Annotated in this window: 27 protein-coding genes, 2 pseudogenes and 1 riboswitch; of the genes and pseudogenes, 9 read left to right on the forward strand and 20 right to left on the reverse strand. The window is 38.2% G+C overall.

Features of this window, described 5'->3' with window-relative positions; genetic code table 11:
- Positions 1-41 precede the first annotated feature (41 nt).
- Positions 42-347: pseudogene (locus J7Q84_RS00120) on the reverse strand (NUDIX hydrolase); the annotation flags it as partial.
- 34 nt (positions 348-381) lie between these two features.
- On the reverse strand, positions 382-741 hold the full coding sequence (locus tag J7Q84_RS00125; protein ID WP_209092316.1) for an NIPSNAP family protein: 360 nt from the start codon (positions 739-741) through the stop codon (positions 382-384).
- 153 nt (positions 742-894) lie between these two features.
- Between J7Q84_RS00125 and J7Q84_RS00130 the strand changes: the two genes are divergently transcribed.
- Together J7Q84_RS00130 and J7Q84_RS00135 are read left to right on the forward strand one after the other, a co-directional pair.
- Positions 895-1,212 (forward strand): hypothetical protein, encoded by a 318-nt coding sequence (locus tag J7Q84_RS00130; RefSeq protein ID WP_209092318.1) that lies wholly within the window; start codon positions 895-897, stop codon positions 1,210-1,212.
- Positions 1,213-1,260: 48 nt separating this feature from the next.
- A complete protein-coding gene (locus J7Q84_RS00135) occupies positions 1,261-2,283 on the forward strand; it encodes a dockerin type I domain-containing protein (protein ID WP_209092320.1) in 1,023 nt (340 codons plus the stop codon).
- A gap of 118 nt (positions 2,284-2,401) precedes the next feature.
- Here the strand turns inward: J7Q84_RS00135 and J7Q84_RS00140 are convergent, their stop codons facing one another.
- The 3 genes from J7Q84_RS00140 to J7Q84_RS00150 form a co-directional block, all read right to left on the reverse strand.
- The gene (locus J7Q84_RS00140; protein WP_209092322.1) at positions 2,402-2,938 is read right to left on the reverse strand and encodes a GNAT family N-acetyltransferase; all 537 of its coding nucleotides are present in this window, start codon (positions 2,936-2,938) and stop codon (positions 2,402-2,404) included.
- 229 nt (positions 2,939-3,167) lie between these two features.
- Positions 3,168-4,508 (reverse strand): branched-chain amino acid transport system II carrier protein, encoded by a 1,341-nt coding sequence (gene brnQ, locus J7Q84_RS00145; protein WP_209092324.1) that lies wholly within the window; start codon positions 4,506-4,508, stop codon positions 3,168-3,170.
- Between the two features lie 172 nt (positions 4,509-4,680).
- A complete protein-coding gene (locus tag J7Q84_RS00150) occupies positions 4,681-5,256 on the reverse strand; it encodes a GNAT family N-acetyltransferase (protein ID WP_209092326.1) in 576 nt (191 codons plus the stop codon).
- A gap of 173 nt (positions 5,257-5,429) precedes the next feature.
- Here J7Q84_RS00150 and J7Q84_RS00155 point away from each other — a divergent pair, with 173 nt between their 5' ends.
- Positions 5,430-6,209, forward strand: coding sequence for an alpha/beta fold hydrolase (locus J7Q84_RS00155; protein WP_209092328.1), 780 nt, complete (start codon positions 5,430-5,432; stop codon positions 6,207-6,209).
- 181 nt (positions 6,210-6,390) lie between these two features.
- Here the strand turns inward: J7Q84_RS00155 and J7Q84_RS00160 are convergent, their stop codons facing one another.
- The 3 genes from J7Q84_RS00160 to J7Q84_RS00170 form a co-directional block, all read right to left on the reverse strand.
- Entirely contained in the window at positions 6,391-7,059 is a 669-nt protein-coding gene (locus J7Q84_RS00160) for a Dph6-related ATP pyrophosphatase (protein WP_209092330.1), read from the reverse strand.
- A 140-nt stretch (positions 7,060-7,199) separates the two neighbouring features.
- On the reverse strand, positions 7,200-7,382 hold the full coding sequence (locus J7Q84_RS00165; RefSeq protein ID WP_209092332.1) for a hypothetical protein: 183 nt from the start codon (positions 7,380-7,382) through the stop codon (positions 7,200-7,202).
- Between the two features lie 20 nt (positions 7,383-7,402).
- Positions 7,403-7,681, reverse strand: a complete 279-nt coding sequence (locus J7Q84_RS00170) for an HPr family phosphocarrier protein (RefSeq protein WP_209092334.1) — start codon at positions 7,679-7,681, stop codon at positions 7,403-7,405.
- Positions 7,682-8,543: 862 nt separating this feature from the next.
- Here J7Q84_RS00170 and J7Q84_RS00175 point away from each other — a divergent pair.
- The 3 genes from J7Q84_RS00175 to J7Q84_RS00185 all read left to right on the forward strand — a co-directional run bounded on the left by J7Q84_RS00175 (position 8,544) and on the right by J7Q84_RS00185 (position 10,821).
- Entirely contained in the window at positions 8,544-8,729 is a 186-nt protein-coding gene (locus tag J7Q84_RS00175) for a hypothetical protein (RefSeq protein ID WP_209092336.1), read from the forward strand.
- 284 nt (positions 8,730-9,013) lie between these two features.
- Positions 9,014-10,336 carry a hemolysin family protein gene (locus tag J7Q84_RS00180; RefSeq protein WP_481747517.1) on the forward strand — a complete coding sequence of 441 codons (1,323 nt, stop codon included), beginning with the start codon at positions 9,014-9,016 and terminating at the stop codon, positions 10,334-10,336.
- 2 nt (positions 10,337-10,338) lie between these two features.
- A complete protein-coding gene (locus tag J7Q84_RS00185) occupies positions 10,339-10,821 on the forward strand; it encodes a DUF456 domain-containing protein (RefSeq protein WP_209092339.1) in 483 nt (160 codons plus the stop codon).
- A 132-nt stretch (positions 10,822-10,953) separates the two neighbouring features.
- On the opposite strand, the gene J7Q84_RS00190 is transcribed toward J7Q84_RS00185, so the two are convergent.
- Entirely contained in the window at positions 10,954-11,355 is a 402-nt protein-coding gene (locus J7Q84_RS00190) for a DUF1259 domain-containing protein (RefSeq protein ID WP_247739042.1), read from the reverse strand.
- A gap of 283 nt (positions 11,356-11,638) precedes the next feature.
- Here J7Q84_RS00190 and J7Q84_RS00195 point away from each other — a divergent pair, with 283 nt between their 5' ends.
- Positions 11,639-12,643, forward strand: a complete 1,005-nt coding sequence (locus J7Q84_RS00195) for a DUF4190 domain-containing protein (RefSeq protein ID WP_209092341.1) — start codon at positions 11,639-11,641, stop codon at positions 12,641-12,643.
- Positions 12,644-12,806: 163 nt separating this feature from the next.
- Here the strand turns inward: J7Q84_RS00195 and J7Q84_RS00200 are convergent, their stop codons facing one another.
- Together J7Q84_RS00200 and J7Q84_RS00205 are read right to left on the reverse strand one after the other, a co-directional pair.
- The gene (locus J7Q84_RS00200; protein WP_209092342.1) at positions 12,807-13,427 is read right to left on the reverse strand and encodes an NAD(P)-dependent oxidoreductase; all 621 of its coding nucleotides are present in this window, start codon (positions 13,425-13,427) and stop codon (positions 12,807-12,809) included.
- A 150-nt stretch (positions 13,428-13,577) separates the two neighbouring features.
- Positions 13,578-13,799 (reverse strand): hypothetical protein, encoded by a 222-nt coding sequence (locus J7Q84_RS00205; protein WP_209093128.1) that lies wholly within the window; start codon positions 13,797-13,799, stop codon positions 13,578-13,580.
- Positions 13,800-14,047: 248 nt separating this feature from the next.
- Between J7Q84_RS00205 and J7Q84_RS00210 the strand changes: the two genes are divergently transcribed.
- Positions 14,048-14,137: a YjcZ family sporulation protein gene (locus tag J7Q84_RS00210; protein ID WP_209092343.1), complete on the forward strand. Its 90-nt coding sequence runs from the start codon at positions 14,048-14,050 to the stop codon at positions 14,135-14,137.
- A 112-nt stretch (positions 14,138-14,249) separates the two neighbouring features.
- Positions 14,250-15,746 carry a hypothetical protein gene (locus tag J7Q84_RS00215; protein ID WP_209092344.1) on the forward strand — a complete coding sequence of 499 codons (1,497 nt, stop codon included), beginning with the start codon at positions 14,250-14,252 and terminating at the stop codon, positions 15,744-15,746.
- 80 nt (positions 15,747-15,826) lie between these two features.
- On the opposite strand, the pseudogene J7Q84_RS00220 reads toward J7Q84_RS00215, so the two are convergent.
- The 9 genes and pseudogenes from J7Q84_RS00220 to J7Q84_RS00260 all read right to left on the reverse strand — a co-directional run bounded on the left by J7Q84_RS00220 (position 15,827) and on the right by J7Q84_RS00260 (position 24,387).
- Positions 15,827-16,157 (reverse strand): annotated as a pseudogene (locus J7Q84_RS00220) (hypothetical protein).
- Positions 16,158-16,228: 71 nt separating this feature from the next.
- A riboswitch (cobalamin riboswitch) is annotated at positions 16,229-16,405 on the reverse strand.
- A gap of 48 nt (positions 16,406-16,453) precedes the next feature.
- A complete protein-coding gene (locus tag J7Q84_RS00225; RefSeq protein WP_209092345.1) occupies positions 16,454-17,311 on the reverse strand; it encodes a TIGR03943 family putative permease subunit in 858 nt (285 codons plus the stop codon).
- Between the two features lie 4 nt (positions 17,312-17,315).
- Positions 17,316-18,203, reverse strand: coding sequence for a permease (locus J7Q84_RS00230; RefSeq protein WP_209092346.1), 888 nt, complete (start codon positions 18,201-18,203; stop codon positions 17,316-17,318).
- 239 nt (positions 18,204-18,442) lie between these two features.
- Positions 18,443-19,381, reverse strand: coding sequence for a magnesium transporter CorA family protein (locus tag J7Q84_RS00235; RefSeq protein ID WP_209092348.1), 939 nt, complete (start codon positions 19,379-19,381; stop codon positions 18,443-18,445).
- A gap of 204 nt (positions 19,382-19,585) precedes the next feature.
- Entirely contained in the window at positions 19,586-20,968 is a 1,383-nt protein-coding gene (locus J7Q84_RS00240; protein ID WP_209092349.1) for a putative polysaccharide biosynthesis protein, read from the reverse strand.
- 103 nt (positions 20,969-21,071) lie between these two features.
- Positions 21,072-21,338, reverse strand: a complete 267-nt coding sequence (locus J7Q84_RS00245; protein ID WP_209092351.1) for a hypothetical protein — start codon at positions 21,336-21,338, stop codon at positions 21,072-21,074.
- Positions 21,339-21,899: 561 nt separating this feature from the next.
- A complete protein-coding gene (locus J7Q84_RS00250) occupies positions 21,900-22,496 on the reverse strand; it encodes a class I SAM-dependent methyltransferase (RefSeq protein ID WP_209092353.1) in 597 nt (198 codons plus the stop codon).
- A gap of 235 nt (positions 22,497-22,731) precedes the next feature.
- Positions 22,732-23,334: an undecaprenyl phosphate transporter UptA gene (uptA, locus tag J7Q84_RS00255; RefSeq protein WP_209092355.1), complete on the reverse strand. Its 603-nt coding sequence runs from the start codon at positions 23,332-23,334 to the stop codon at positions 22,732-22,734.
- Between the two features lie 264 nt (positions 23,335-23,598).
- The gene (locus tag J7Q84_RS00260) at positions 23,599-24,387 is read right to left on the reverse strand and encodes a 5-deoxy-glucuronate isomerase (RefSeq protein ID WP_209092357.1); all 789 of its coding nucleotides are present in this window, start codon (positions 24,385-24,387) and stop codon (positions 23,599-23,601) included.
- Positions 24,388-24,435: the final 48 nt, after the last annotated feature.

The raw sequence follows: 24,435 nt of genomic DNA on the forward strand, positions 1-24,435 counted from the left end.
AATAATCCTCCATATTAGCAATACTGTATTTTGCTTTTACTTCATACGGATGTAAGGTGAAAGCATTGGTTAAGAAAAATATCCACTACGCTGCTTCGCATATGCGGTCTCGTAATCAACTCCGAGACGCACTCTCTTGTAAACGTCACAAACTGCACATTCTCAATTTCCTCTTCCTGCTTTTTCAGATCTCCTCTTACATACTGAGCACGAAACATAAAGCATAGAATATGGCTTGATAAATTGTGATAGACTCCAGTTATTCCCTGAAGAATTATTTCTACACCTGTTTCCTCCGTAATTTCACGCCTTACTGCTTCCTCTAATGTTTCTCCAAGCTCCACTTGTCCTCCTGGCGTTTCCTACGTATCACTGCACCATTTAAAGTACTTCATTGTATTCATTTGTAATAGCTGCACTGACCGCAATAATTTGCTTCGAATATTCATATTGACCAGTAAAGTGCAAAAAGTCTTCCTGTTTGCTCACGATGCACCCTTCAATTCTATGACGATTTTGCTGGGCTAATTGATGCAAAGCATCGCGGCGAACAGCCTCTTCAATTCGCTTATACGCCTCCATGCTATCATACTGCCAAAGGGCGGTTACTTCATTTGTCCACCTCCCAACCAGCTTCGCACCGTTTTTCAATTGATTCGGCAATAAATATGTATGAAAAAACTCATGAAAAAGATGGACCTTTTCTGTAACCACTGAATACGTCCTGCGCCGATATATCATTCTTCCCTCTCCCTCGTAATCCAAGTTGGCTACACTCTTGCTGATAGTTATTTCAGCAAATGATATTTAGCATAACAATCTAGTTAGATGTTCAAAAACAGGATTTCCCTCCCCTATGTTGAAATTCTACTATTTATGAAGGGAGAATGTACTATGTCTATCCATTGCGATAAATGCTTACTGGAAATTGAGTGCAAAGAAGATTTAGTAACAGCCGCAACATTTTTTGAAGTAGTTCCGTATCACCGCACGTGCTATGCAGAAGAACTGCAAAGCGTACGAACGTTATTTGTGAACAACCAACCGATTAACGGCCTATCTGGAACCATAATTGCATTAGCGGCATTTATCAGCGCACTTCTTTGTCTTTTTATGGATTTTAGAGGAGCTCGCTGGATTGGGCTCTTGTTGTTCGTGCCTGTTCTGTACCGCGCCTATTCATATTGGAAATACGAGCGTCATCTCTCTTGATGTTTCTCTAATTTCTCCTCTAAGAAGGCTTGGGATTGCCCTCTTGGAATGCTCAGACATTGCCAGCTTCCCCAAGTTAATTGGAAAGAGTATTTCTTTGTAAAAGAAGGTACACCAGTTGCCTATGCGAAGCATAATGTGGAGATAGCTAGATCCGGAGATATCCTATCTGCTTCACTAGTATTAGATAACCTTCAAGGTGTAAAAGAAGTGACATGGAACTTTGCTGATTCACAGGCTGCTGGCATTCCGTATGTGCGTCTTATAGAGGCTGCTTTAACAGACAAATTAAAGGACAAAGCCAGCATTCGAGTAACCGGTGACCAAATCACAGTAACATTTAATGAAGAAATGGTGTTTGACCGAGCAGAAATAGTTAATGTAAAAGTAAAAGTAAAAGTACAAGACAAACTCTTTTACCCAATCGGTTACATTAACCCATCAGCTACCATTGTAGACGCTAACGGTCAGACAGTGAAGCTATTAAACGGCGGTAACCGCTTCCTTCTTAAACCAAAATTTAATCGTGTGCAAGGGTACATACTTCCAGAAGGATACCTTGTTGAAGATGGATCCTATGCGGGATATCGTGACTGGTCCAAAGTTGGCGCAACATTACGTGTGACGAATGGAGACTACAGTCTAGATGCTACTAGCCTAATTAGTAGCGGTCGTTTTAACATTGAGCCTCTTCCATTAAGCAAGGATGCATATACATTTGAAATGAAAATTCCTGGACACTTTGCCACAAAACAGAATGAGAAGTTTGGTTTTGAATACAAAGGCCAATTATACGGAAAATCAAGTACAATCCGTCTACTCTTAGTTGCTGGTGATGTGAACCAAGACAACGTTATCGACGTTAAGGATGCGATTGCAATCCAGGATGCCTGGAACACAAATAACCGCGCGGCAGACATTAACTTTGACAGTATTGTAAATGTAGCGGACATCAAGTTTGTTCAAAAGAACTACCTGCAGCAAAATACAGATGTACCGAATACACCAGCACCTGTGACTACACTGAACGGTAAAACATTAGATTCCATCTTAAAGGAATTAGGCTTGTAACAAATAAAAAAACTGCTGAATCATTTTCAGCAGTTTTTTGCAAAATAGGACTTCGTAATAGTAATCACAAGTACATTTACAGCAACCCAATATCTTTAGAGTAAAGGTGCTTATTCCTTTATTCAAAAAACACGCTTGGGTATTCAACTAGTCCCGAAACATGACCAAGAGCACCTTCCTGTAATTCCATTGCCATGAACGCTTCATCCGGGACTTCAAAAGGAGCTTGTATTCCCCATAATGATGCTTTTTTGAAGCCGAACTTCGGATAGTATGGAGGATGCCCTAAAACAACAACAGACTCATATCCCATTTTTTTTGCTTGCTGCAACGCTGCATGAATTAACTGCTTGCCTACTCCCCTATTTTGATATTCTGGAATAACTGAAACAGGAGCAAGAGCAAGAGATTCTGCTGTTCGATTCTCATTTCTTATTTTCAGTTTAGATAATAGTATATGCCCTACTATTTTATCATCATTTTGATCAACTGCGACTAAAGATAAGGATGGAATAAAGGCGTTCGATTTTCTAATACGAGAAACCAATTTGTGTTCATTATGGTCGCTGTGTTCTGCATCTGCAAATGCACGCTCTACTACATTTTCCGTTAGACTATAGTCCTCTGTTCTCTCTTGTCTAATTATAAACTCCAAATATGACAGCTCCTTTTTCAGTGTACTGATTTATCTGTCATTCATTGTACCTAATATAACTACAAAAGGGTACAAAAAAGGGGTATACAACTCTCAATGCATTGAAAGGAAAAAGCGGATATATTAAATCGTAAAATATAAAAAACCAGCACTCCCTGTCATATGTTTCACGGAGTGCTGATTTACTTATTAATGTAGTTTTTGTGCTTGTAAACAAAAGCAATTCGCTTTACGCGCTTCGCTTTTGTTCCATTGGAACGTGCTTATTTTTATTAGCAGCCAGTAATCCGAGGTATCCTCCTAGGATTGACGGAACGATCCAGCCAATACCAGAACTGTACAAAGGAAGCATTTGCAGAAGCTCAGAAAGACTTCCAAAGCTCATTCCGGCACTTTCCAATGCGTTCAGAATACTTACTGCAAAAGCGCCGATAACAGCACCTGTATATACTGTTTCTTTGCCCTCCAAATACTTTTGCACAAAAGACAGCAGCACAAGTACGATGGCAACCGGATAGATAGCAATCAGCACCGGCAAAGTAACCTTGATTAACTGAGTTAAACCTAGGTTTGATACAAACAGACTAAATACACAAATGATTGTTACAATCGTTTTATAAGAAAACTTCGGAAACATTTTCGCAAAAAATTCTGCACAAGCGGATGTTAATCCTACGGAAGTCGTTAAACACGCAAAGGTAATCGCAAGACCAAGCAGCATTTTTCCTGTCGTTCCAAACAGGTAATTCACTACCCCAGTTAAAATCATGCCTCCGTTATCTAAACGGCCAAGTTCTACACTGGATGCGCCTACATAAGCAAGTGATAAATAGATTAACACCAAACCAATAGCAGCGATAACGCCCGCTGTAATTGTTGATTTTACTATAACCTTATTATTTGTCACACCTCTTGCCTTTATAGCCTGCACGATGACTATCCCTAATACAAGAGCGCTAATAGCATCCATAGTTAAAAATCCTTGAATAAAGCCAGTAAAAAATGCATCCTGTGCATACGCCTCTGTAGGCTTGCCAAATTCACCAACAGGATCAATAACCGCTTTGCCCACAATCACAGCAACAATGACTACTAATAGTGGTGTAACAACTTTTCCGAACCAGTCCACTAATTGAGTTGGATTTAATGATAAATACCATGTAACGGCAAAGTATACAACTGTATAGATGAATAAAATATACCATTTATCTAAAAGAGCCTCGGATAAAAACGGCTTTACGCTCATTTCAAATGATACTGTACCCGTACGTGGAATACCGAAAAAAGGCCCGATCGCTAAGTAACAAACAAGTGGAAAAATCCAGCCAAACATTGGATGTACACGCTTTGATAACGCTTGCAAATCTCCCCTTACTTGAGCAATCGCGATGACTGCAAGCAACGGCAAACCGACTCCAGTCACTAAAAATCCAATTATAGCAACCCAGACATTTGTCCCGGATTCTTGTCCTAATAATGGCGGAAAAATTAAGTTTCCTGCTCCCAAAAACAAGGCAAACATCATTAACCCTACGGCCAGCATGTCTCCCGTCTTCAGTTGTCCCTTCATGAACATAACCCCCAAATTTATTTTTCGACATTTTTCAACTCTATTATATTACCATACTTTATCTAAAAATAATAATAAATTTTACTCGAATGAATTTTCAGAAATTAAAAAGCATAAAAATACTAATTTAGTAGTATTTTTATGCTTTTTATGTATTTTTATCAAAAAAATATTATCTTTTTTGATTCTTTAAAAACCCTTCTAGTCGCACCTTCACTGTAGGCCACTCATCCCTTAAAATACTGAATACTACAGAATCACGAACATAATTATGTGCCACGATGCGGTCTTTTCGCAATACTCCTTCTTTTAATGCACCGAGACGCGCAATTGCTTTTTGAGATCGAATATTTCTGCTATCTGTTTTAAATTGCACACGAATCATATCCAGCTCTTCAAAACAATGCTGCAGCAGCAAATACTTACATTCCGTATTGACACGGCTTCTCCAAACTGAAGGTGTGTACCATGTCCAACCAATTTCGGCATTCTTATTCTCCTTAGAAATATTCAAAAGTCTTGTGCTCCCAATAATACTGTTCGTTTCCAAATCCTTTACCACAAAAGGAAACTCTGCCCCCTGCTCTTTTGCGGCAAGCGCGTTTTTTACAACGCTCCCCATATCCTCATATGTTTTTACTCTTATAGACATATACTCCCAAATCTCAGCATACCTCCCTGCCTCAAACAACTCTGCGGTCTGCTTGCTCTCCATTGGCAGCAACACAACTCGTTTTCCTTGCAGCATACAATCGTCCCCTTCCTTTTATAATACGACGAATCAAATTACTGCCCTACTTTCAAGATTTTATTTAGGACATCCCTTCACAGCACCGCTTTATTTTTTATATTTTTATAGAAAAATGAGATAAGAAATGATAGTGTAGTAAACAGCTATATTGTTACTAAAAGGAGCCTGCAATGCTATTTTATAAAACATATGGGAGTAAAACAAAACCGCCAGTCGTATTGGTGCACGGCTTAGGCGGCAATTGCAACATTTTCTGCAACCAACTGCGTCAATATGCAAAGCATTTTTATGTAATTGCGATTGACCTGCCGGGACATGGACAATCTCCAAAAATCGCAAAGACAGAGTCTTTTTCTTTTGAAAAAGCAGCCCGTTCAGTAATTGATGTGCTGGATGAATTAAAAATTAAGAAAGCGGTCTTTGTTGGCGTATCGCTCGGTACGGTTATTATCCACAGTGTTCTCACGCTCTCACCTGAACGAGTGGAAAAGGCTGTGCTCGCTGGTGCCATCACAAGCCATAACATAAAAACAAAGGTGCTGAATTATACTGGCATTGCTTTAAAACGAGTTATGCCCTATATGTGGCTGTATCGGTTAGGAGCTTATATTATCATGCCAAGACGGGGCCACGCTGCTTCACGGACAATTTTTATTGAAGAAGCGAAAAAGCTGGGCTACTCTCAGTTTATCCGCTGGTTCTCCATTTTGGGGCATTCGGATACGATCTATCCCAAAATGAATGACAACGCGATTCCAAAACTGTATATACTCGGAGAAGAAGATCATGTACTGCTGCGCGCTGTGAAGAAGGATATTCAAAAAGACAAAAGTGCCTGCTATCACGTTCTAGCAAACTCAGGTCATTTATGCAACATTGACCAAGCCCAGCTATTTAATGAAATCTCCATCGATTTCATTACAAGCCGCTCGGTGTCAGCAGTCTCTTAATATGACAATCCTGTAAAAAAGAGCACATTATCCGTGCTCTTTTTTATAGTTACCGATAACAAACTCCTCAGAAAAATCCAGCTTTTTTGTACTGACTCCCTAATTATTTGCACCACTTCACTACTTTTTTGCACCGATTCGCCAATACTGCAAAACAGAGGAACATTCCTCTATTTTGTCATTATATAGTACACAACTGTTTGTAACGCCAGCGTCCGTCTATGTAAGCATCCTCTTCCTGCACTTTAAATTGCACGGGAAATGAAAAAATTGGGCCGTCATATACAAAGCTATGATATTCTCCATTTTCACCACATACGTCCACTTTTGGGGGAAGGGCTTCAAAAAACTCTTGTGTTAATAAGCGTCCTAAAAAAGAATCAGAGAGCTGGGCTGTATCTACACAAACAGTCATAGCCTTATAGCCAAGGGATACAAGGCTTTCCGCCAGCTCTTTACTATTTTCCTTCCAAAGAGGCAATATAAGTGAAAAGCCGTGACGTGCGAATAACTCCTCCTTATACTCCTTCACATCCTCTAAAAACAAATCCCCATAAGCAATTTTCGTAATACCTTCTTGCTTTAACTGCGTCATAAGCTCACCGTATTTCTCTTCAAATTCTGCAGCGGTGAAGGATGACATCACCATTTTACGAAGAGGAATACCGATAGATTGTGCTTGTAATTCCAGCAACGATGTATCAACCTTATGACTCGTTGTTTTTTGATCGGCATCTGTTACAGTTGTGATAAGACAAGCAATCTCGTATTGATTTTCTTCCATTAAACGATGCAGCATCATAACAGAATCCTTGCCTCCGCTAAATGCCACTGCTATTTTTTCTTTCATTCTTTTATTCTCCCTAACTCTTTTTTCTGAATATTGTATCATGTTGTGACCAAAAACACATACATTCTGCCATGAAAAGCATTTCATCTCTTATCAATATGGCAGCTAGCTTCTATGTAAATTACTAAACTTTATATTCTTCACGTTTTAATACACAGCTCTCTTATAAATGCACCGATTCCTATCGAACAGCCTACAACTGAAAGTAACATTACAATTCTAAGGAACATATATGGAGAAAACACCACTTGTACACTTCCTGTGATAATTAATATTCCGAATACATTACACCCGGCAAGTAGTACGCTTTTCTTTTTTCTCATATTCTGCCTCCTTCTTCCCGCTACCTCCCGGCATCAATATATTTATCATGGTGCAACTGCTGCTTGATCGCCTGAATGGCTTCCTCCTCATCCATGCCGAACGTTCGAATCTCAACTTCTTCTCCCGGCTGCAGAGCTAAACTGCACAATCCAAGAATACTTTGCATATTAACAGTCCTTTTTTTTGTTTGCAGGATAATTTCCGATTCATACTGACTCGCAAGAGAAACAAGATAGTACATATAACGGAGCGAAAATTCTTTTTCAATTACGCAAGTAAAAATTCTTATACGTAACACCCCTTTTCACGCTATATTATCCTATATCCCCGACTTAGCGGAGTTATTCCTCGTTTTTTGACAAAAAAACACGACATTTTTTTCCTTATTTCCATCGACTAACGAATAAAATCTATGTACAATAATAAGTAAGAATATTTAGAATATTTAATTCTCAAGAGGTGGTGACATGCTCTCCTTTTTGCAAACTGTATTAAAGTGCATTTTTACTGCGATTTTTATTATTTTGTTGGTCTCTATCATGCACCTTTGCTTTACTGAGGATACCCTCCTCTTACCTCCATGGGCTGTAGCAAAGGAATTTCTTACAATCGTTCACACTCTCACAGCTACTCGGGACATTACCTTCCCTGCTACACATTGGATACGAGAACCTTTTCTATTTTCCAATATTCATAATGTGAATATTGCGAGTCAATTCGACTCAGCTGATTCGCTTGTTCCCTTGTTTCCCTACATATGGAAGCCTTACTTCTATTCTTTTTCGTTTATTATCCTTTCACTTCTATTTGGATTTTTCCTCACGAGAATATGCTTATTTTTTCCGCTTTACAAATGTAAGACACTTATTTCCTTAATTGAGATGCCTCTTGCAGTCTTGATTCCCGGTATCCAATTTCTATTTATTTATTTTTTTATGACACTCCATAAAACATTAGAATGGATTCCTGAGAAAAATTATATTCTAGTCTTCCTTTGTTTGTCCGTCATCCCTGTTATTTCTCAATTAAAATATGCGTTAGAGGTGCGAAGGCAATATTCAGAATCTAGAAAACAGCCTATTTCTTTGTTTTTTCAAAACATTTCTTCTTTTATTATGATAATGTGGTTTAGCCTGTTATGGCTAGAAGTATTATTGAATATGGACGGAATAATGGCCTTTTCACTCCGATATTTGACCATTTCTCCGACCGTTACAACAATATCGCTGCTGTTAATCTCCCTTCCCGTATTTATATATACGATGCTGGAAGTCGTAACAATGCAAACACGCAAAAAACAAATCGATATCCCTATAGTTCTCAAGCAAATAGATATTACGCGGTAATAACACTTAACACGTATATTCTAATACCGAGTCGAAGCCCTTTCTTCGGCTCTTTTTAGTACGGCAGAATGGAACAAGATACATGAAACTACATGAACTTTGTAAAAATATAACCAATCTGTTCCATATATTTTGACGATTGTCTTCCTGTCCCTTATTATGAAGAAAAATCGATTAGTGTGCATTTCCCCCTGCGTATCCTAGCAGTAAGAAGGCAGGCCCACATGCAGGATCAATCATAAAGGAGGTGATTTCTTTATCTTTCGTACAATGAGAGATAAAGAATGATCTTGAACTTACTTAACTTGTTGCTAGTAGGCATTCTTATTTTAATCTCCGGTTTTTTTGTCGCTTCAGAATTCGCGGTTGTAAAAGTAAGAAAAAGCAGAATCGATCAATTAGCTAATGAAGGACACAAAAGCGCAATTGCAGCACGAACAGTGATTTCCAATCTCGATGTGTATTTATCCGCTTGTCAGCTCGGCATCACAATTACATCCCTTGGTTTAGGGTGGCTCGGGGAACCGACTGTGCAGCGTTTGTTGACACCGGTATTTGAAAAGCTGCATGTATCCGATACATTGTCCCATACACTTTCCTTTATCATTTCGTTTAGCTCGATTACCTTTTTACATGTAGTATTAGGAGAGCTTGTCCCAAAATCATTTGCCATCTTGAAAGCTGAGCAGATGACGCTGTTGTTCGGTAGACCTTTAATGATATTTTACAAGGTGATGTTCCCATTTATCTGGATATTAAATACCTCCGCTTCATTTTTTACACGATTATTCGGTCTTGAGCCTGCGAGTGAGCATGAACTGGCTCATTCAGAAGAAGAGCTTCGGCTTATTTTAAGTGAAAGCTACAAAAGCGGAGAAATTACGCAAGTAGAATATCGATATGTGAATAATATTTTTGAATTTGACGACCGCCTTGCAAAAGAAATTATGGTCCCGCGCACAGAAATGGTTTGTCTATCCATTGATAATACAATGGAAGAAAACATTAATATTATTACAAAGGAACGATATACCCGGTATCCGATAATAGGCAAAGACAAAGATGATATTTTAGGTATCGTAAATACAAAAGAAATCACTCATGATAAAATGAAAGGTATACATAAACCGCTCGAGCAATACATACATCCTGCGCTAAGCGTGTTTGAAACTGTGCCGATTAAGCGTACACTTATTCATCTTCAGAAAAAACGCGCCCAAATGGCTATCATTATGGATGAATATGGCGGTACAGCAGGATTGCTCACTATGGAAGATATCATAGAAGAAATCATCGGGGAAATCCAGGATGAATTTGATATTGATGAATTGCCGATGATTGAAGAACGCAGTTCAAGGCTGACTATAGTCGACGGCAAAGTGCTTATCTCAGAAATAAATGATTTGTTTGGCTTGCATATCGATGACAGCGATCTTGATACAATCGGGGGATGGTTTTTATCTCAAAGCATTAATGTAAATGTAGACAAGGGACACACCATCCAATATGCCGGCTATAACTTTCAAGCGCATGAGCTGGACGGCTATCAGATAAAACGAATTGCGATAAGCAAGATAGAAAAAGCATCAACTCAAGAGGGAGTGTAATTGTGAGTATATTGTTTTGGATTTTAATTATCACCTGCTTCATTCTTGCCTTTGTCGGGCTTGTGTATCCTGTAATACCAGGAGTACTCGTCCTTTGGGCGGGCTTTCTTATCTATCATTTCGGCATTAACAGTGAAGAACTGACGGCCTCGTTTTGGGTTATTCAAGCGTTGTTCACCATCTTTCTATTCGTTGTAGACTTTCTGGCAAACAGTTACTTTTTAAAAAAATACGGAAGCACAAAGTGGGGCGAGCGTGTCGGGGTTATTTCCATTCTTGTCGGATCCTTTATTATCCCTCCATTCGGATTATTGATCGTTCCATTTCTCTCCGTGTTAATAACTGAACTGTTGCAAAAAAAGACGGCAAAAGAAGCTGTTGGAGTAGCATTTGCCACTGTTATCAGCTTTTTAAGCAGTTCTGTCGCCAAAGCTATTATTCAAGTTTTAATGATTATTATCTTTGTGTTATATATCGCACTATAAACAATGGCTGCTTGCAAAATGTCGATAACGCTACAAGGTTGTTGCAAAACTTTAATCCATTCACCGAGCACAGGTACTTAAAAAGGAGCAGCTCCATAACAGGACTGCCCCTTTTTACATAATGCAGTTATATTATATTGCCGGTTTCACGATTTGTTGGAATGCATACAAAACTTTTCTTGCAAAAGATAGCGGATTTTCTATCGAACTAAAACGCACGAAGACAAGTGGAGGATTTACAAATAACCAATGATTGTGAAGAGAATTAACAAGAATTCCTTGTTGTTGCAGAGCAAGTGTGAATGGATATGCTTCATCATGGAGTAAAGCTGTTTCTCCTAAATTTAAAGCATATTCTTGTTGATCTAAACTTTCAAACGAAAACATAGCCCCTACAGCATGATTGGACAAAGTTGGTCTTCCTAAAATAGTAACGTTTAGAGTACTCCTTTTTACTTCTACTGAACGTAAGCCATCGTGTAAGCTGTAATTCCCACCTAAAATATGCCCAAATTGCTCGCAAATGGAATGCATGTTAGGCACAGCTCTCGCTCCTTTTTATATCTTAAGGTGTATTTAGTACACTGTATTACTCCCCTAACCTGTTTTATGCGGTTATACTCTGTTAAATTTTTATGTTGATTTTTAATTTATAATAAGAAGCAGTGTTGAAGATGGCTTCTTTTGTCTTTTATAGAGCTTTAAGCCTAAATAACTAATTCTTTCTAATCTCTTCGTCCTAAAAATTAAATTTTTGTAATAATCCCCATATTCTAATGTTATAATTTACAGGAACATTAAACAAGGGGGATTATAGATGAGTCGACAAGAAAACACTGCGCAAACCGTCATTGTTCAGAAAGAATCAAACGGTTCAGCGGTAACGGCACTAGTTTTAGGAATTATAGGAGTTGTAATAGGATTTATACCCTACATAGGATGGTTGATGGCACCTGTTTGGTTATTAGCTATAATCTTTGGTGCTATAGGGATGAGAAAAAAATATAAAAGAGGGATGTCCCTAACAGGTCTCATTTTAGGTATTTTAGGCGCTGTTTATAAAATAGGGTTCTGGATTGTTGCTGCTGGAGGTTTATTGGCTGCGTTATCAAGTACAGGTGATATGACTAGTGCAACTAACAATGCAAACACATCATCTCATGAACAACAATCAGTAAGCACTATCCCATCAGTAAAAGGTGACAACATTGACTTAGCAAAATCAAAATTTGAGGAAAATGGTATTGAAGTTGATGAGATTGTAAAAATCGAAGATGAATCGATCCCGGAAGGTCAAGTAATTAAAACAGATCCAAAAGAAGGAACTGAAGTAAAAGCAGGTTCGAAGGTTGTGATTTACCAAAGCACAGGTGGTCCAGCTAAAAAATTAATACTTAAAGATATAGATACTGAAGAAGATGTTGATATCATTAAAGGAAGAAAAAAACAAATATTTGTATACGTTTATTTTGCTTATTCTGAGCCTAAACCAGATAACCCTCACGTAATGGATGAAATCAACAAAAATATTGATACCTTTAAAAAAGCTGGAATAGAAGTAATAGGGATAATAGACCAAAGTACCTCTTATGAAAATAAACAGTTGATTAAGAGCAGAAATTGGCAGATACCTGTTTATCTGGATAAAGATGAAGTATATTTTAAGGAACACGATATATTCTTCACTCCAGACATTTCGGTAGAAGATGGAACAGGTAATATCATAACAGATGCTTTAAATGGCGATGATTTTTTCTTTGAAACTGTAAAAGCAGAAGATGTTGTAAATGAAATTTTAGACAAAGTAAAAATAAACAATTAATTCATAAATTGAAAAGACACCATTTACACATAGAGTTTCTCTCTTATTACAATGGAATATCAACAATAAAGTTTAACATAGTTAAAAAATAAAAACAAAATCACCCTGTACCATTTGAGATACAGGGTGATTTTCGTCGTGATTGATACCATTCTTGCCTTTCCTAATACGCAATGCCGACCCGGTGCTGCTCAAACTCCTCTGTAAACAGCTGGTTATATGTAAAGTGAGCCGTATCCCCTACATTGATTTTTGTTCCTCTATCAGGAAGCATATCCTTTTCTGTACGATATTCATATGTTGCCTCTCCATCAATTAAATGTGTCGGACACACAACAGTCCAGTTTAACCCGCTGTCACGAAGCTGCTCGTACGCCTTCAAATGATCTTCAGCTGCCACAGTTGATTTTCTTCTCGATTCACTAGACTGAAAACGATAGACAGCAGGGGCAGATCTCGCTTGTAAAATGCCTGCTGTTCCCACTGTAACAATTCGTGAAATGTGGTGCTGATTCATTGCTTGAATAATATGAGGCATGCTTTCAGACAACACCTTCTCTCCATCCGTCCCAAGCGTACTAATAACAACATCCGCACCGGCAGCCGCAGCGATTATGTCCTCAGCATGCAGTACATTCCCCTCCAGCACTCGCAGTTTTTCATGCTCCTGCTGCAGCTTTTCTCTTTCTCGAACAAGTACAGTCAAATGGTGCATATCTTGAAGCACAAACTTCATAATATGCTGCCCTGTTCTCCCCGTAGCTCCTAATAAACAAATATTCATCCTCTACTCTCCTTTTTATAGTCTTATTACTATTGTTCACATTTTTAGAAAAACCGGCAATTTCTTTGCTTACAAGATGCAAAAAACCTTCCAATTGTATTGGAAGGTCCCTTATTATGCGGAATACTTGTTGGCACAGGCGCCAAATGTTTAGTTTTGTTCATCAGAAGACTCGCCGTCTTTTCCACTATCATCAGAAGATTCGTCAACTGCTCCATCATCCTGCGTTTCATCATCAGTTGTCATCTCATCTTGCACATCGCCAGTTGTTTCTTCGTCTTTCGGCTTTTCCTCGTTATCATTGCTGCAGCCTACCACTAATAAAGAGCTTGCTAACGCAACAGCAGATAATGCTTTTGCTAATTTGTTCATTCCTATCCTCTCCTTTGGATAAAATATGTACAAACTTATAATAAAATTTTTTTATAAAGAAAATATTGGAAAACAGTAAATAATCAGTAAATTAATGTAAAATAAAGTAAAAGTGAATGAATGCTTTTCAAACCGATAAAAATAGACAATTATCACCTAAAATCTTCTGCCCATTTAGTTCACCTGTCCCTGTCAAAAACGCTATTTCCACATATGCTATAGGGAAAACAGAATAAGGAGGGAGAACGATGGGCTATCCTGGATACAACAGCGGCTTCGCATTAATCGTCGTATTGTTTATTCTTTTAATTATTGTTGGTGCTGCTTGCTTCTGCTAATGTAATCACAAAAAACCATAGGGAAATGCAGGTATTACTGCATTTCCCTTTCTACATAGAAATGAAGCTTTTACGGGATAATACAATATTATCTGTGATTTGAGGTGCTTAAATGAATGAAAATAAGGATACTGCCTTGTCATTTTTTAATCATTTTCGTGCGGAGCTTCGCAGTTTTATCGGATTGGACCTTGAGTTTATCCCCTCTAATAAAGAACATGAGCTCATAGAATACCAGTTACAGTCAAATTCCATTCAAGACGTGTTGGTCCATAAACTGTTTGACCGCTTATTAGGTAAAGTCACGACCGTTTTATCCAATTATTATGATCGTTCTGCTGAGTTTGAACTCCAACAGCTTATTTCCGTTGTGGAGGAAATTGCACTTCTTATCATTTTTCACCCTCATATCGATAAACAAAAGAAACTGAAACCCTATGCGTTCGTGAAGCTTTTAAAGGATATCAGCACGAAAACATATGAATCTGCCCATACGGCTCTTGGTTTTTTCTATTTCAAGGCTAAGAGCAGCGATATTCAACAAGAGCTTTCTTCTTATCCTTTTGAATACATACCATTAGAATTTCCTATCGATATAAGGGGCTTTATTGCAGACAAACGAAGCTTAAAATTAGTGGATAATGAGCATATTTCCCTTGTTGTTAATCACAATTTTTTTGTAACAGGATTTGTTCGGAGGCAAACGGAATGCAATACAATCCGCTCTGTCGTACTAAACTTATACAATGAAATCGATGAATGGCAGCTGCGCCAATTATACTATGAGGGTATGTATGAGTATATAAGTTGTAAAACGACAAAAGAGGAATTCGAAAGTACTGCTTATGAGCAATTTATGTCTGATATACATATGCAGCTCCAGAAAATAAACAAAAGGAACAGAGAAAAGAAAAAAGCATTTCCTTCCTTTCAATTCATTGACATTAATAATAGTGACATCAACTGGTATACAGACCATAACTTTACGCTGCGGCTTTCGAATGGAAGCTGGAAGGTGAAGCATTACCTAGCTTTTAAAAGTATGTTTTTAGAGATCTTCCTTCCTTACAACAATAAAGAAATGGTTTCCTTTTTGATGAAAGGAACCTCTGCTTTTCACCAGTCTTTAATTGATCTTACGGTGAAGCGAATTGATAAGATGGTCAACTTGATAAAGAGACTTGGGCAAGCCGGTAAAGGAGCTCTTTTTATCATTTTATGTGATTCTCCATGCGGGGCAACGCATGAGCCAGTATTGTTTAACACGGCGCTTCAGCAAATTCCTGCGAGTATGCTGTTACGAGGCAGTACCTCTTTACAAAAATTTACTCCCATTATAAAACAAGAAGACTATGCTTTAAATATTTTACGTTGTGATTTATCCTACTTGGAGCTGATTTCTACCATAGACGGGGCGGTCATTTTTGATTCATCTTTCAATATTTTATCTTTTGGAGAACTGCTCGATGTCAGCAACGTCCGCACCGAAGCATTGGGAGCACGAACAGCGGCTGCATACGCAGGCTCACGTTTCGGTATTGCGGTAAAAGTATCACAAGACGGGGATGTTGTCATGCTACAAAATGGGAAAACCTTAATTGAAATATAATCTTCATAATGAAAGCAAGGCTCCTTAGCAGGCGAGCCTTGCTTTCACATCTAATATAAAAACGTCCGCTAGACCTATCATTACTGTGCAGTAAATAAATTTGCCAAACGCTTGCTTTCTTCTTTTCGAGTTTGGCGCCGGCTTGCTCGCAGCACAGCCATTTCATACAAACGTTGTTCCTCTTCGGTTTCCGGTATGACCTTAAGAACAGGCGCTGCTTGTCCATTCTGTCTCAATGCCACAAATGTCACAAAAGAAGTCGCCGCGATGCTGAAATGGAGGCTACCATATCCATCTCTGCTATAATTTTTCCGCTAAACAACGTACGATGATTGTTTAAATCTGTAGGAAATACGCGGCTTGTTTTTTTACTCTCGATTCCTTAACTAATTTCCCTTCCATTCTCTTCACCTCTTTGCATTGTAAGCAGTCAGAAAGTGAAGCGGTTTTGCCATCCCGCTTCTCCTATGCTCCGTAGGAAAAAAGCGTTATCGGCTCTGGCAGGTCTCCTGGCTTATGCATCATCGATGTTTTTGCCTTCCCGCCTTAATGGCAGTGACATAGTAAGAACCTCTTTGCATTTACAGTGGCGGGACCGCGTTGGAATTTCACCAAACTTCCCTTTTCATCCTTAAGGAACCAGAGCTTTCTATGCTTTTATAAGCATAGTGTAACAATTTGGAAGGATTCTCGTCTACCAAAAATTCTCAATCATACCCTCTGAACACATATTGCTCAGCTGGCACCTCTACCCTTTTCCATGCCTTCACTTCTAATACAGGAATGTTTGACTTAAACGGCTGATAGTATTCACTTTTGATTTCACCCTCAACCTCAATCCAATCGTCATCCTTCCACTCTGCATCCTCCGGTTTTTTTACAAGCATCCCGAATACTCCTGAATCAGCGACGCAGTGGATGATACCGAACCGGAACAGAAAGAACTCTGATTTTCCCGCTTCTTCCTCGTGAAATACAAAGCCTTTAAATGAAAGAGATTTCCCGATAAACTCCCCTGGATAATTATAAATGGTTTCCATGCCCTTTAAGAAATTATCATCATTTAGTTCGATTTCATCTTTATTAATATAATTTTTCTTTTCCTTTTCCATCAGCTCCCGATAGCCTTCTTTTCCATAATAAATACTCGTGTCCGGCCGTAAAAACTGCCTTTGAACAAAAGGATCTGTATTATTCGGGTCTGATACCGGAAAATGGAAACCCTTTGCTTTTACAATAGTGGAATCTAACGTAGCTACTGGAAAAAACAGTCCTGACACAATTGGAAAAATAAACACACCGTACGTGAATATGCGCTTTAGCGGCGTATTCATTTCACGAGAATGATCATGACCGCAATGCCCGTGGTCACAATTATGATCATGAACATGGTTCTCCTTCTTAAAAGTTGAAATAACTTGCACGACAGTTAAAAAAGCTAATATAACAGCTGCGGTCTTAGATAAATACGCATACTTCATATTAATGTATTTCGTGATATCACCTGTTATATGAAACTGCGCCAGCAAAAAGGTAAACCCCAGTAGAATGTAAGCCCGGAACATAATATCACCACCCCGCAAAATAGAAAATGATTGAGCTTGCATACACTGTGACAGTAACCAATACCATGATAGCAACTACTACACGGGCTCTAAACGTCGCAAACATCATCAGCGTATTTTTAATATCAAGCATGGGTCCAAATACAAGAAACGCCACAAGCGAAGCCGGTGCAAAGGTACTTTGAAAGGAAGAAGCAATAAAAGCATCCGCCTCTGAACATAGGGACAATATATAAGCAAGTCCCATCATAACAGCTGACGAGGAAAACGGTCCTTGCCCGATAGACAAGAGAGTAGATGTTTTCACAAATGTCTGTACAGCTGCTGCAATCAGACCTCCTAAAATCAAAAATTTCCCCATTGAGAAAAACTCTTCAACCGCATGCGTACAAACATCCCATAGCCTGCCCTTAATGGAGCGCTTGTACGAAATCGCGGCAAAATGATCGTCTTTTAGCTCATTTCCTTTGAATAAGAAGGAAAGAGCAATCCCGACGACAACTGCGACGACAATTGCCACAATAGAACGATAAATTGCCATTTTAAAGCTGTTGCCGAAGGCTACGTATGTAGCAAAAAATACGACAGGATTAATAATCGGGCCTGTCAACATAAACGCAATCCCCGCATGAAGCGGCACCCCTTTGCCAATCAAACGTCTAACAATCGGTACGATTCCGCACTCACATCCCGGAAAAATCGCACCAAGCACCACAGCAAACAGCACCGCCAGTATCCGGTTTTTTGGCATAATTTTCGCTACCATTTCATCCGTTACGAACATTTGAATAAGACCAGATATGAAAACTCCAATTAGTACGAAAGGCAATGCCTCAATTAATATCGAAATAAAAATAGTATTCATTTGCAAAAAAACCTTAGGCAATGCCATACCAATATCCTCCAATTTAAGTAACAACGATATATCATTGTAACGCTGTTTAATAAAATGAACAAGTTCTAAATCTTTCACTCTGATTAGTATTTGATTGATCAATGGAATAGTTTTTTGAATAGTATGGATATACTACTGCTCTTTATCATTTACCTATATTCCATCGACAGTAAAGGCCCCTCAATTTATACAACCTGGTGAAAAGTGCAAAAACATCCCGCCCGAGCAGGATGTTTTTACAGATACCGCTTCTTCCAAAATATAAATGCAATAGTTGTAGACAGAGCAACGCAAATCGTCATAACAATCGCAAAAGCATGCTTATACTCGCTAAGAGGAATGTGCAAGTTCATACCAAAGAAGCTCGATACCATCGTCGGAACAGATAAAATGATGGTAATAGACGTCAACAGCTTCATGACACTGTTTAAATTATTGGATATGACTGAGCCGTATGTATTCATCATGCCGTTCAGGATATTGCTGTAGATTTCCGCCATTTCAATCGCCTGCTTATTTTCAATTAACACATCCTCCAATAAATCTTGATCATCCTCATACATCTTTAAATACGTACCCTTCAGCAATCGTTGCAGCACAATTTTGTTTGCTTTTAAGGAGGTTGCAAAGTATACTAAGCTTTTTTCCAAAGCAAGAAGTGTAAAAATCTCTTTATTTTTCATAGATTTTGTTAGCTCTTTTTCCAAATCCATCGTTTTACGGTTAATTTGCTTTAAATATCGTAAATAGTACGTTGAAATAATATATAAAATTTGAAGCGCAAAGCGCGTCTTTTTAAAGGTAAAGAAGCCTTTTATTCGAAAATTTGTAAATCGTTCAAAAATCGGATTTTCCTCCAAACAAATTGTAACAAAACATTCTTCAGTCACAATCATCCCTATCGGAATCGTATCATACGCCGAACTTCCATCTTCCTCGTGCTTGACAATAGGAATATCAACGATAATCAATGTATTGTCGTCTTCTTTTTCAATACGGGAACGTTCTTCATCATCCAACGGGTCCTTGATAAAATCCAGTTCTACATTTAGCTCCGTTAACAAAAATTGAATTTCCTCTTCAGTAGGATGAATCACATTAATCCAGCAGCCCTTTTGAAGTTCATCAATTTCATGCAATTTGCCGTTTCGATCTGTCAAATACATATTTAACATGCGGCACCTCCTTTGACCATTGCCCTTTCCTTACAGGATATATATGGAATACAATACATACAGCATATGCAACAAAAGGACAGATTGCAATACATACATATTATGTACTATATAGAATTTCCCATCTTTGTTTTTTTTCATAAAGAAAAACAAGATTTTCCAAAACAAAAAACAGAACTTTTTCAGCTCTGTTCCCTATAATTCTTACTTTGCAGGCTTTCCAACGTATCTATGTAATAAGGCTAAATTGAACACTACCGAAAAGGTATATCCGACATACGTAGCAATAATCGATCCTGTATAATCCAATAGCGGGATCAAAAGGATATTCAGCACCACTTTTAATATGATGCCTATCAACAATCCGATAATAGTTTTCGTTTGCTGATTAACACCTTGGAGCATAGCGGCTGTGACAGAGAACAACGAGAATAAAATGCAAGCGGATGCATAATACCGAAGAATTTCACTGCCAAGAACAGGATCATTTCCCGCCCCAAACAAAATGGTATAGATCGGATTTGCTAAAATGATAATGCCGATAGCTGCAGGTAATGTCACCATCACCACATACAAATTTGTTCGGGTAAAATGCTTATATAGAAGCTGATGATTATTAGCTGTGAACGCTTTTGTCATTTCCGGAACAAGGGACATACTAAATGCAGTTGCCAATGACACTGGTATGAGCACCACCATTTGTACGAGTCCGATGATAGCATTGATTTTTTCTGCTTCTCCTTGCTGATAGCCGATATTCATCAACAGCTTATTGAGCGTAAAGGTATCCACCGTCTGATATAGTGGAATACACAGCCCAACAATTACAAAAGGAATCGAATATGTAAACAGCTCTTTATATAAGCTGAAAAAAGACACATTCGTTTTCGGAATACTCATTTTTTCTTTTTGTTTCAAATGGCGCCGCCGCTTTATATAAAAAAATATAAGCACGAATATTCCAGCAAGCGCCCCTACAAAAGCCCCAAATGTTGCGACCCCCACGGCCAAACTGATTCCGCCGTTATACCACTTCAACACAAGAAAGCTCCCAATTAAAATCGTAAGCACACGAAACAGCTGCTCCACCACTACACTTGCTGCTGACGGTCCCATAGATTGAAATCCTTGAAAAAACCCGCGCAATAAACTCATGCTCGGTACAATCAATAGAGCTACACTTACAACTTGTATATTATAAGTAACAGCTTCAAGACTATTCCCTGTTCCATCTTTTGAATCAACAACAAGTCCTGCTAGTACAGGAGCAAAAGAATACAAAACCACAAATGAAATAACTCCCATAAGGAACATAAACATCAAGCCGCTTCGCAGGACACGCTTTACTGTATGGTAATCATTCAATTGATTATACTTTGACACCATTTTAGAAACCGCGAGCGGCAGACCCATTGTCGCAATGCTTAACATAATGGTATACGGGCGATAGGCATAGGTGTACAATACATACCCGCTTGTTCCCACAAGGGCCGTAAACGGTATTACATAAATAAAGCCCAGCATCTTGGAGATCATTGTTCCCAGTGTTAAAAATATTGTTCCCCGCAAAAAAGATGATCTCTTCATTCCATACTCCTCCACCGTTCTTCCTTACTATTATCGTATGGACAGCCCTTTAAAAATAGACCAAAATAAAAAGCATGCAGTTCAGCATGCTTTTACATTTTTATTATAATTGGGAAATGACCATCTGGCCGGAAGTATATAAAAATAACACTACCGCAAAGGATGCGATTGCATATACCTTCATTTTAGAATAGAACAGCAGTACAGCAGATACAATCATTGGAATTGAAAAATACAATATAATCATATTTTCTTTCCAAAACGGCTCAAGCCATCCTGATTTTGGAGCGATAATCATTAATGCAAAGTACACTAATCCTAGTGAAGCACTAAATAACAATTCCAGCAGCATACGATACCCTATCTTCATAAATCCCCAATCCCTCATCTTTCTTACTATTATAATATAGCGCTTACAATCAGTTTACTCCTGTACCAAAGAGTTAGGCAACTAACAAGTCTTGGAAGGATATAATTCGACCTGTTTCCTAGGGCAGCTTGTTATCATAAGTGAAATTATCGGTAGTTATTGATTTGACTGTTTTTGTCCAGCTAAGATTTCTCTTAATTCGCTTAGATTCTAATTTAGAACTCCTAAATTAGAATCAGTAAGACCTGTTTGTTTTTGGAGATTATCTGCTAAATTGTTAATTACACTAGCACTCAACAATATCTTCCATAAATATTAAATATCTGTAGAGGTACTCCTGATAATCGTCATTACATTGTCCGGGTCATCCTTTTTATGTACTGAAAAACTACCGATAAGACGTGCTATCAAAAATGAAGTGTATAAAACGCCAAAAGAACCTGTCACATCACTAGAGAATAAACTAGACTAATGACATTTCACAATGTCAAAGACCAACACTCTTGATATGAATGGTTCCTTTTTAAAGATTATGTGAACTAAGAAATTAAAAAACAAAAATCACTTTATACTACTGGACATAAACATTGAGGCATCTTGATTCATAAAAATATGATTACCATGATAGAATGTCTTCATTTCAATTGATTTAAATCCAACTTCGGATAATATGTTTTTCAGTTCTTCATGTAAAAAACCGTTATGAACTTTCGGATGATTTATTTTATCGTTTTTGTCAAAATCAATAATAATTAGCTTACCGCCATTATTTAAAATATTGAACAGTTCTTGTAAGATTTTTGTAGTATTCGGAATATGAAGAAGAACTAGTGACATTAAAACTATGTCTGCCTTGAGTTCAGGAGTTCCTTCAGTAAAATCCGAATAAAGTACTTTTGAGTTGGTAATTCCTTTATGCGACATTTTTGCTTTCGCAACCTCCAGCATTTGTTTTGATGAATCAACCAACAAAATAGAATCTACTAAATCTGATAATTCTAAACCAACTAGACCTGTACCGCTCCCATAGTCTATTAAAGATTTTGATTTACTATTTCTTAATTCTGGTCTTACTTCCTTAACTATAACTTTAGCTAATTCAATTCTTTCTTCTGTATCATATCTGTTTGCCATCTGTTCAAAAACGTTATTTTCCATATTCCACTCCAATTCTCTATTTAGTAAACATTAAACCTACATAGTGGTCATTATAGCAAAAATTAAATAAATTGTTTAAAATTGCATCCTGCCTAATCTCTCCTTGAACTGGCTATGCAGGTTCTATGTCTCCATCAAATCACAGTAGATTACATAGAATATTGCATATCATATACGTATTTTGACTTTAAAATTCCTACTACAGCTAAAAAACCGATGAGCATCCTCATCGGTTTTAACGTACAACACGTCGCTTTTTCACCATATAATATGCTGCATACAGAGCGATAAATACAATAGCGGCCGCGATAAAGTACGGCATATATGGCTCTGCATAGTACTTGATTTGACGCCAGTTTGATCCGAGCTGCTCCCCTAAAATTATAAAGAAAATAGACCACGGAATAACAGCAAGTACCGTATAAATAGTAAAACGCATCACCGGCATCTTTGCTAAGCCTGCTGGAATAGAAATAGCATGACGTACTACCGGAATAAAGCGGGCCGAGAAGATAACGCCTACCCCATATTTATTAAACCATTCTTCCGCCACATCCAAATGCTTTTTCTTTATAAGCAAATATTTTCCATATTTCTCTACAAGCGGTCTTCCTCCATAATAACCAAGCCAGTATAAAAACAGCTGAGCTATTGTTCCGCCAATCGTTCCAGCAATAACAGCTCCAACAAAGTTCACCTTGTCTTGCGACACAAGGTAGCCAGCATATGATAACACGATTTCACTTGGAATCACTTCAATCATTAATCCCAGCGCAATACCTAAATAACCAAGTTCCATAAAAAACTGCAATAACTCATTTACAATATTTGATAGCATACTCTTCTCCTCTACTGCTTATGTACTCTAAATCATTATTCCATGAAACGCACAGCTTGCCAAGTACTTCCTTATTAGAGGATATGTAGGAAAAAGAGTGTCCATGCATCCAGGTTTCAATCGAGATGCACAGTTCTATATCAATCTGCATGATGCTGCTTCATTCTGATAGAGTTATAAGGTAATTTTAGGTCCTTATCTCCATATCTGTATGACCCTTGTAACTCTATATGTTTGAGAATTTTTCATCAAATTATGTTTCTATTACTTTTCATGCAACACGTTCACATCAGGCTCCATCAGCCATCTATGTTCTTCTTCTATGATTCGGTCAGTCCATGGATTATTTTGCAGGTGACGTATCATCCAGCAAAAGTACATGGCATAGCCGGGCGCTGTTGCTTGAGGATGATCGAGTTCACCCGGAATCGTAATATAGCTGTTATGTTCCACGCGGTATGCTTCTGGTCCAACCATCGCACACCCAAAACCTTGAGGCTTATCAAAACGATAATAATACACCTCGGGCTGATCATGATGATGAGGCGGATAACTTGACCAGCGACCCGGGTTGGATATTACCTCTCCAATAACTAAATTTGAGTATGGAGCATTGTTATAATCAAAAATCGTCCGAATAACCCTTTCAGCCGTTCCATCCCATACACCTTCACCTGCAACAGTGCTGCCACACTCCTCGGGTGTATACAATTTGGGCTCAAAAAGGGCATCATTATCTGTTTTTTGAACCAGCACCTCGCTGTTGGAAACAGCAGTGATTGTTACTTCTATCTCTTTTGGAATATGTAGACACCATGGATCTTCTTCAAATACACTATTCCGCTTAATTTCATGATAGCTCCCATTCCACTCAAGACGAACCTCCCCCTGAAGCAAGAGAATAGCCGACTCTTTCCTTCCATCCAAAAGAACCACCGTTTCTCCTTCTGTTATAGAATAGATGCCAATATCCTGGAGCATATCAGGATGTTTGTCTTTCATATCTGTAATCTTTGTGTATCCTCGTTTTAATGTACCTAATTTTTCATACATTCCCTTTTCCCTCCTCTACACCTCTGATGTCGTTTCACATTGTCTATG

The sequence above is a fragment of the Bacillus sp. 165 genome, assembly GCF_017742235.1.
GTDB lineage: Bacteria > Bacillota > Bacilli > Bacillales > Bacillaceae_G > JAGHKQ01.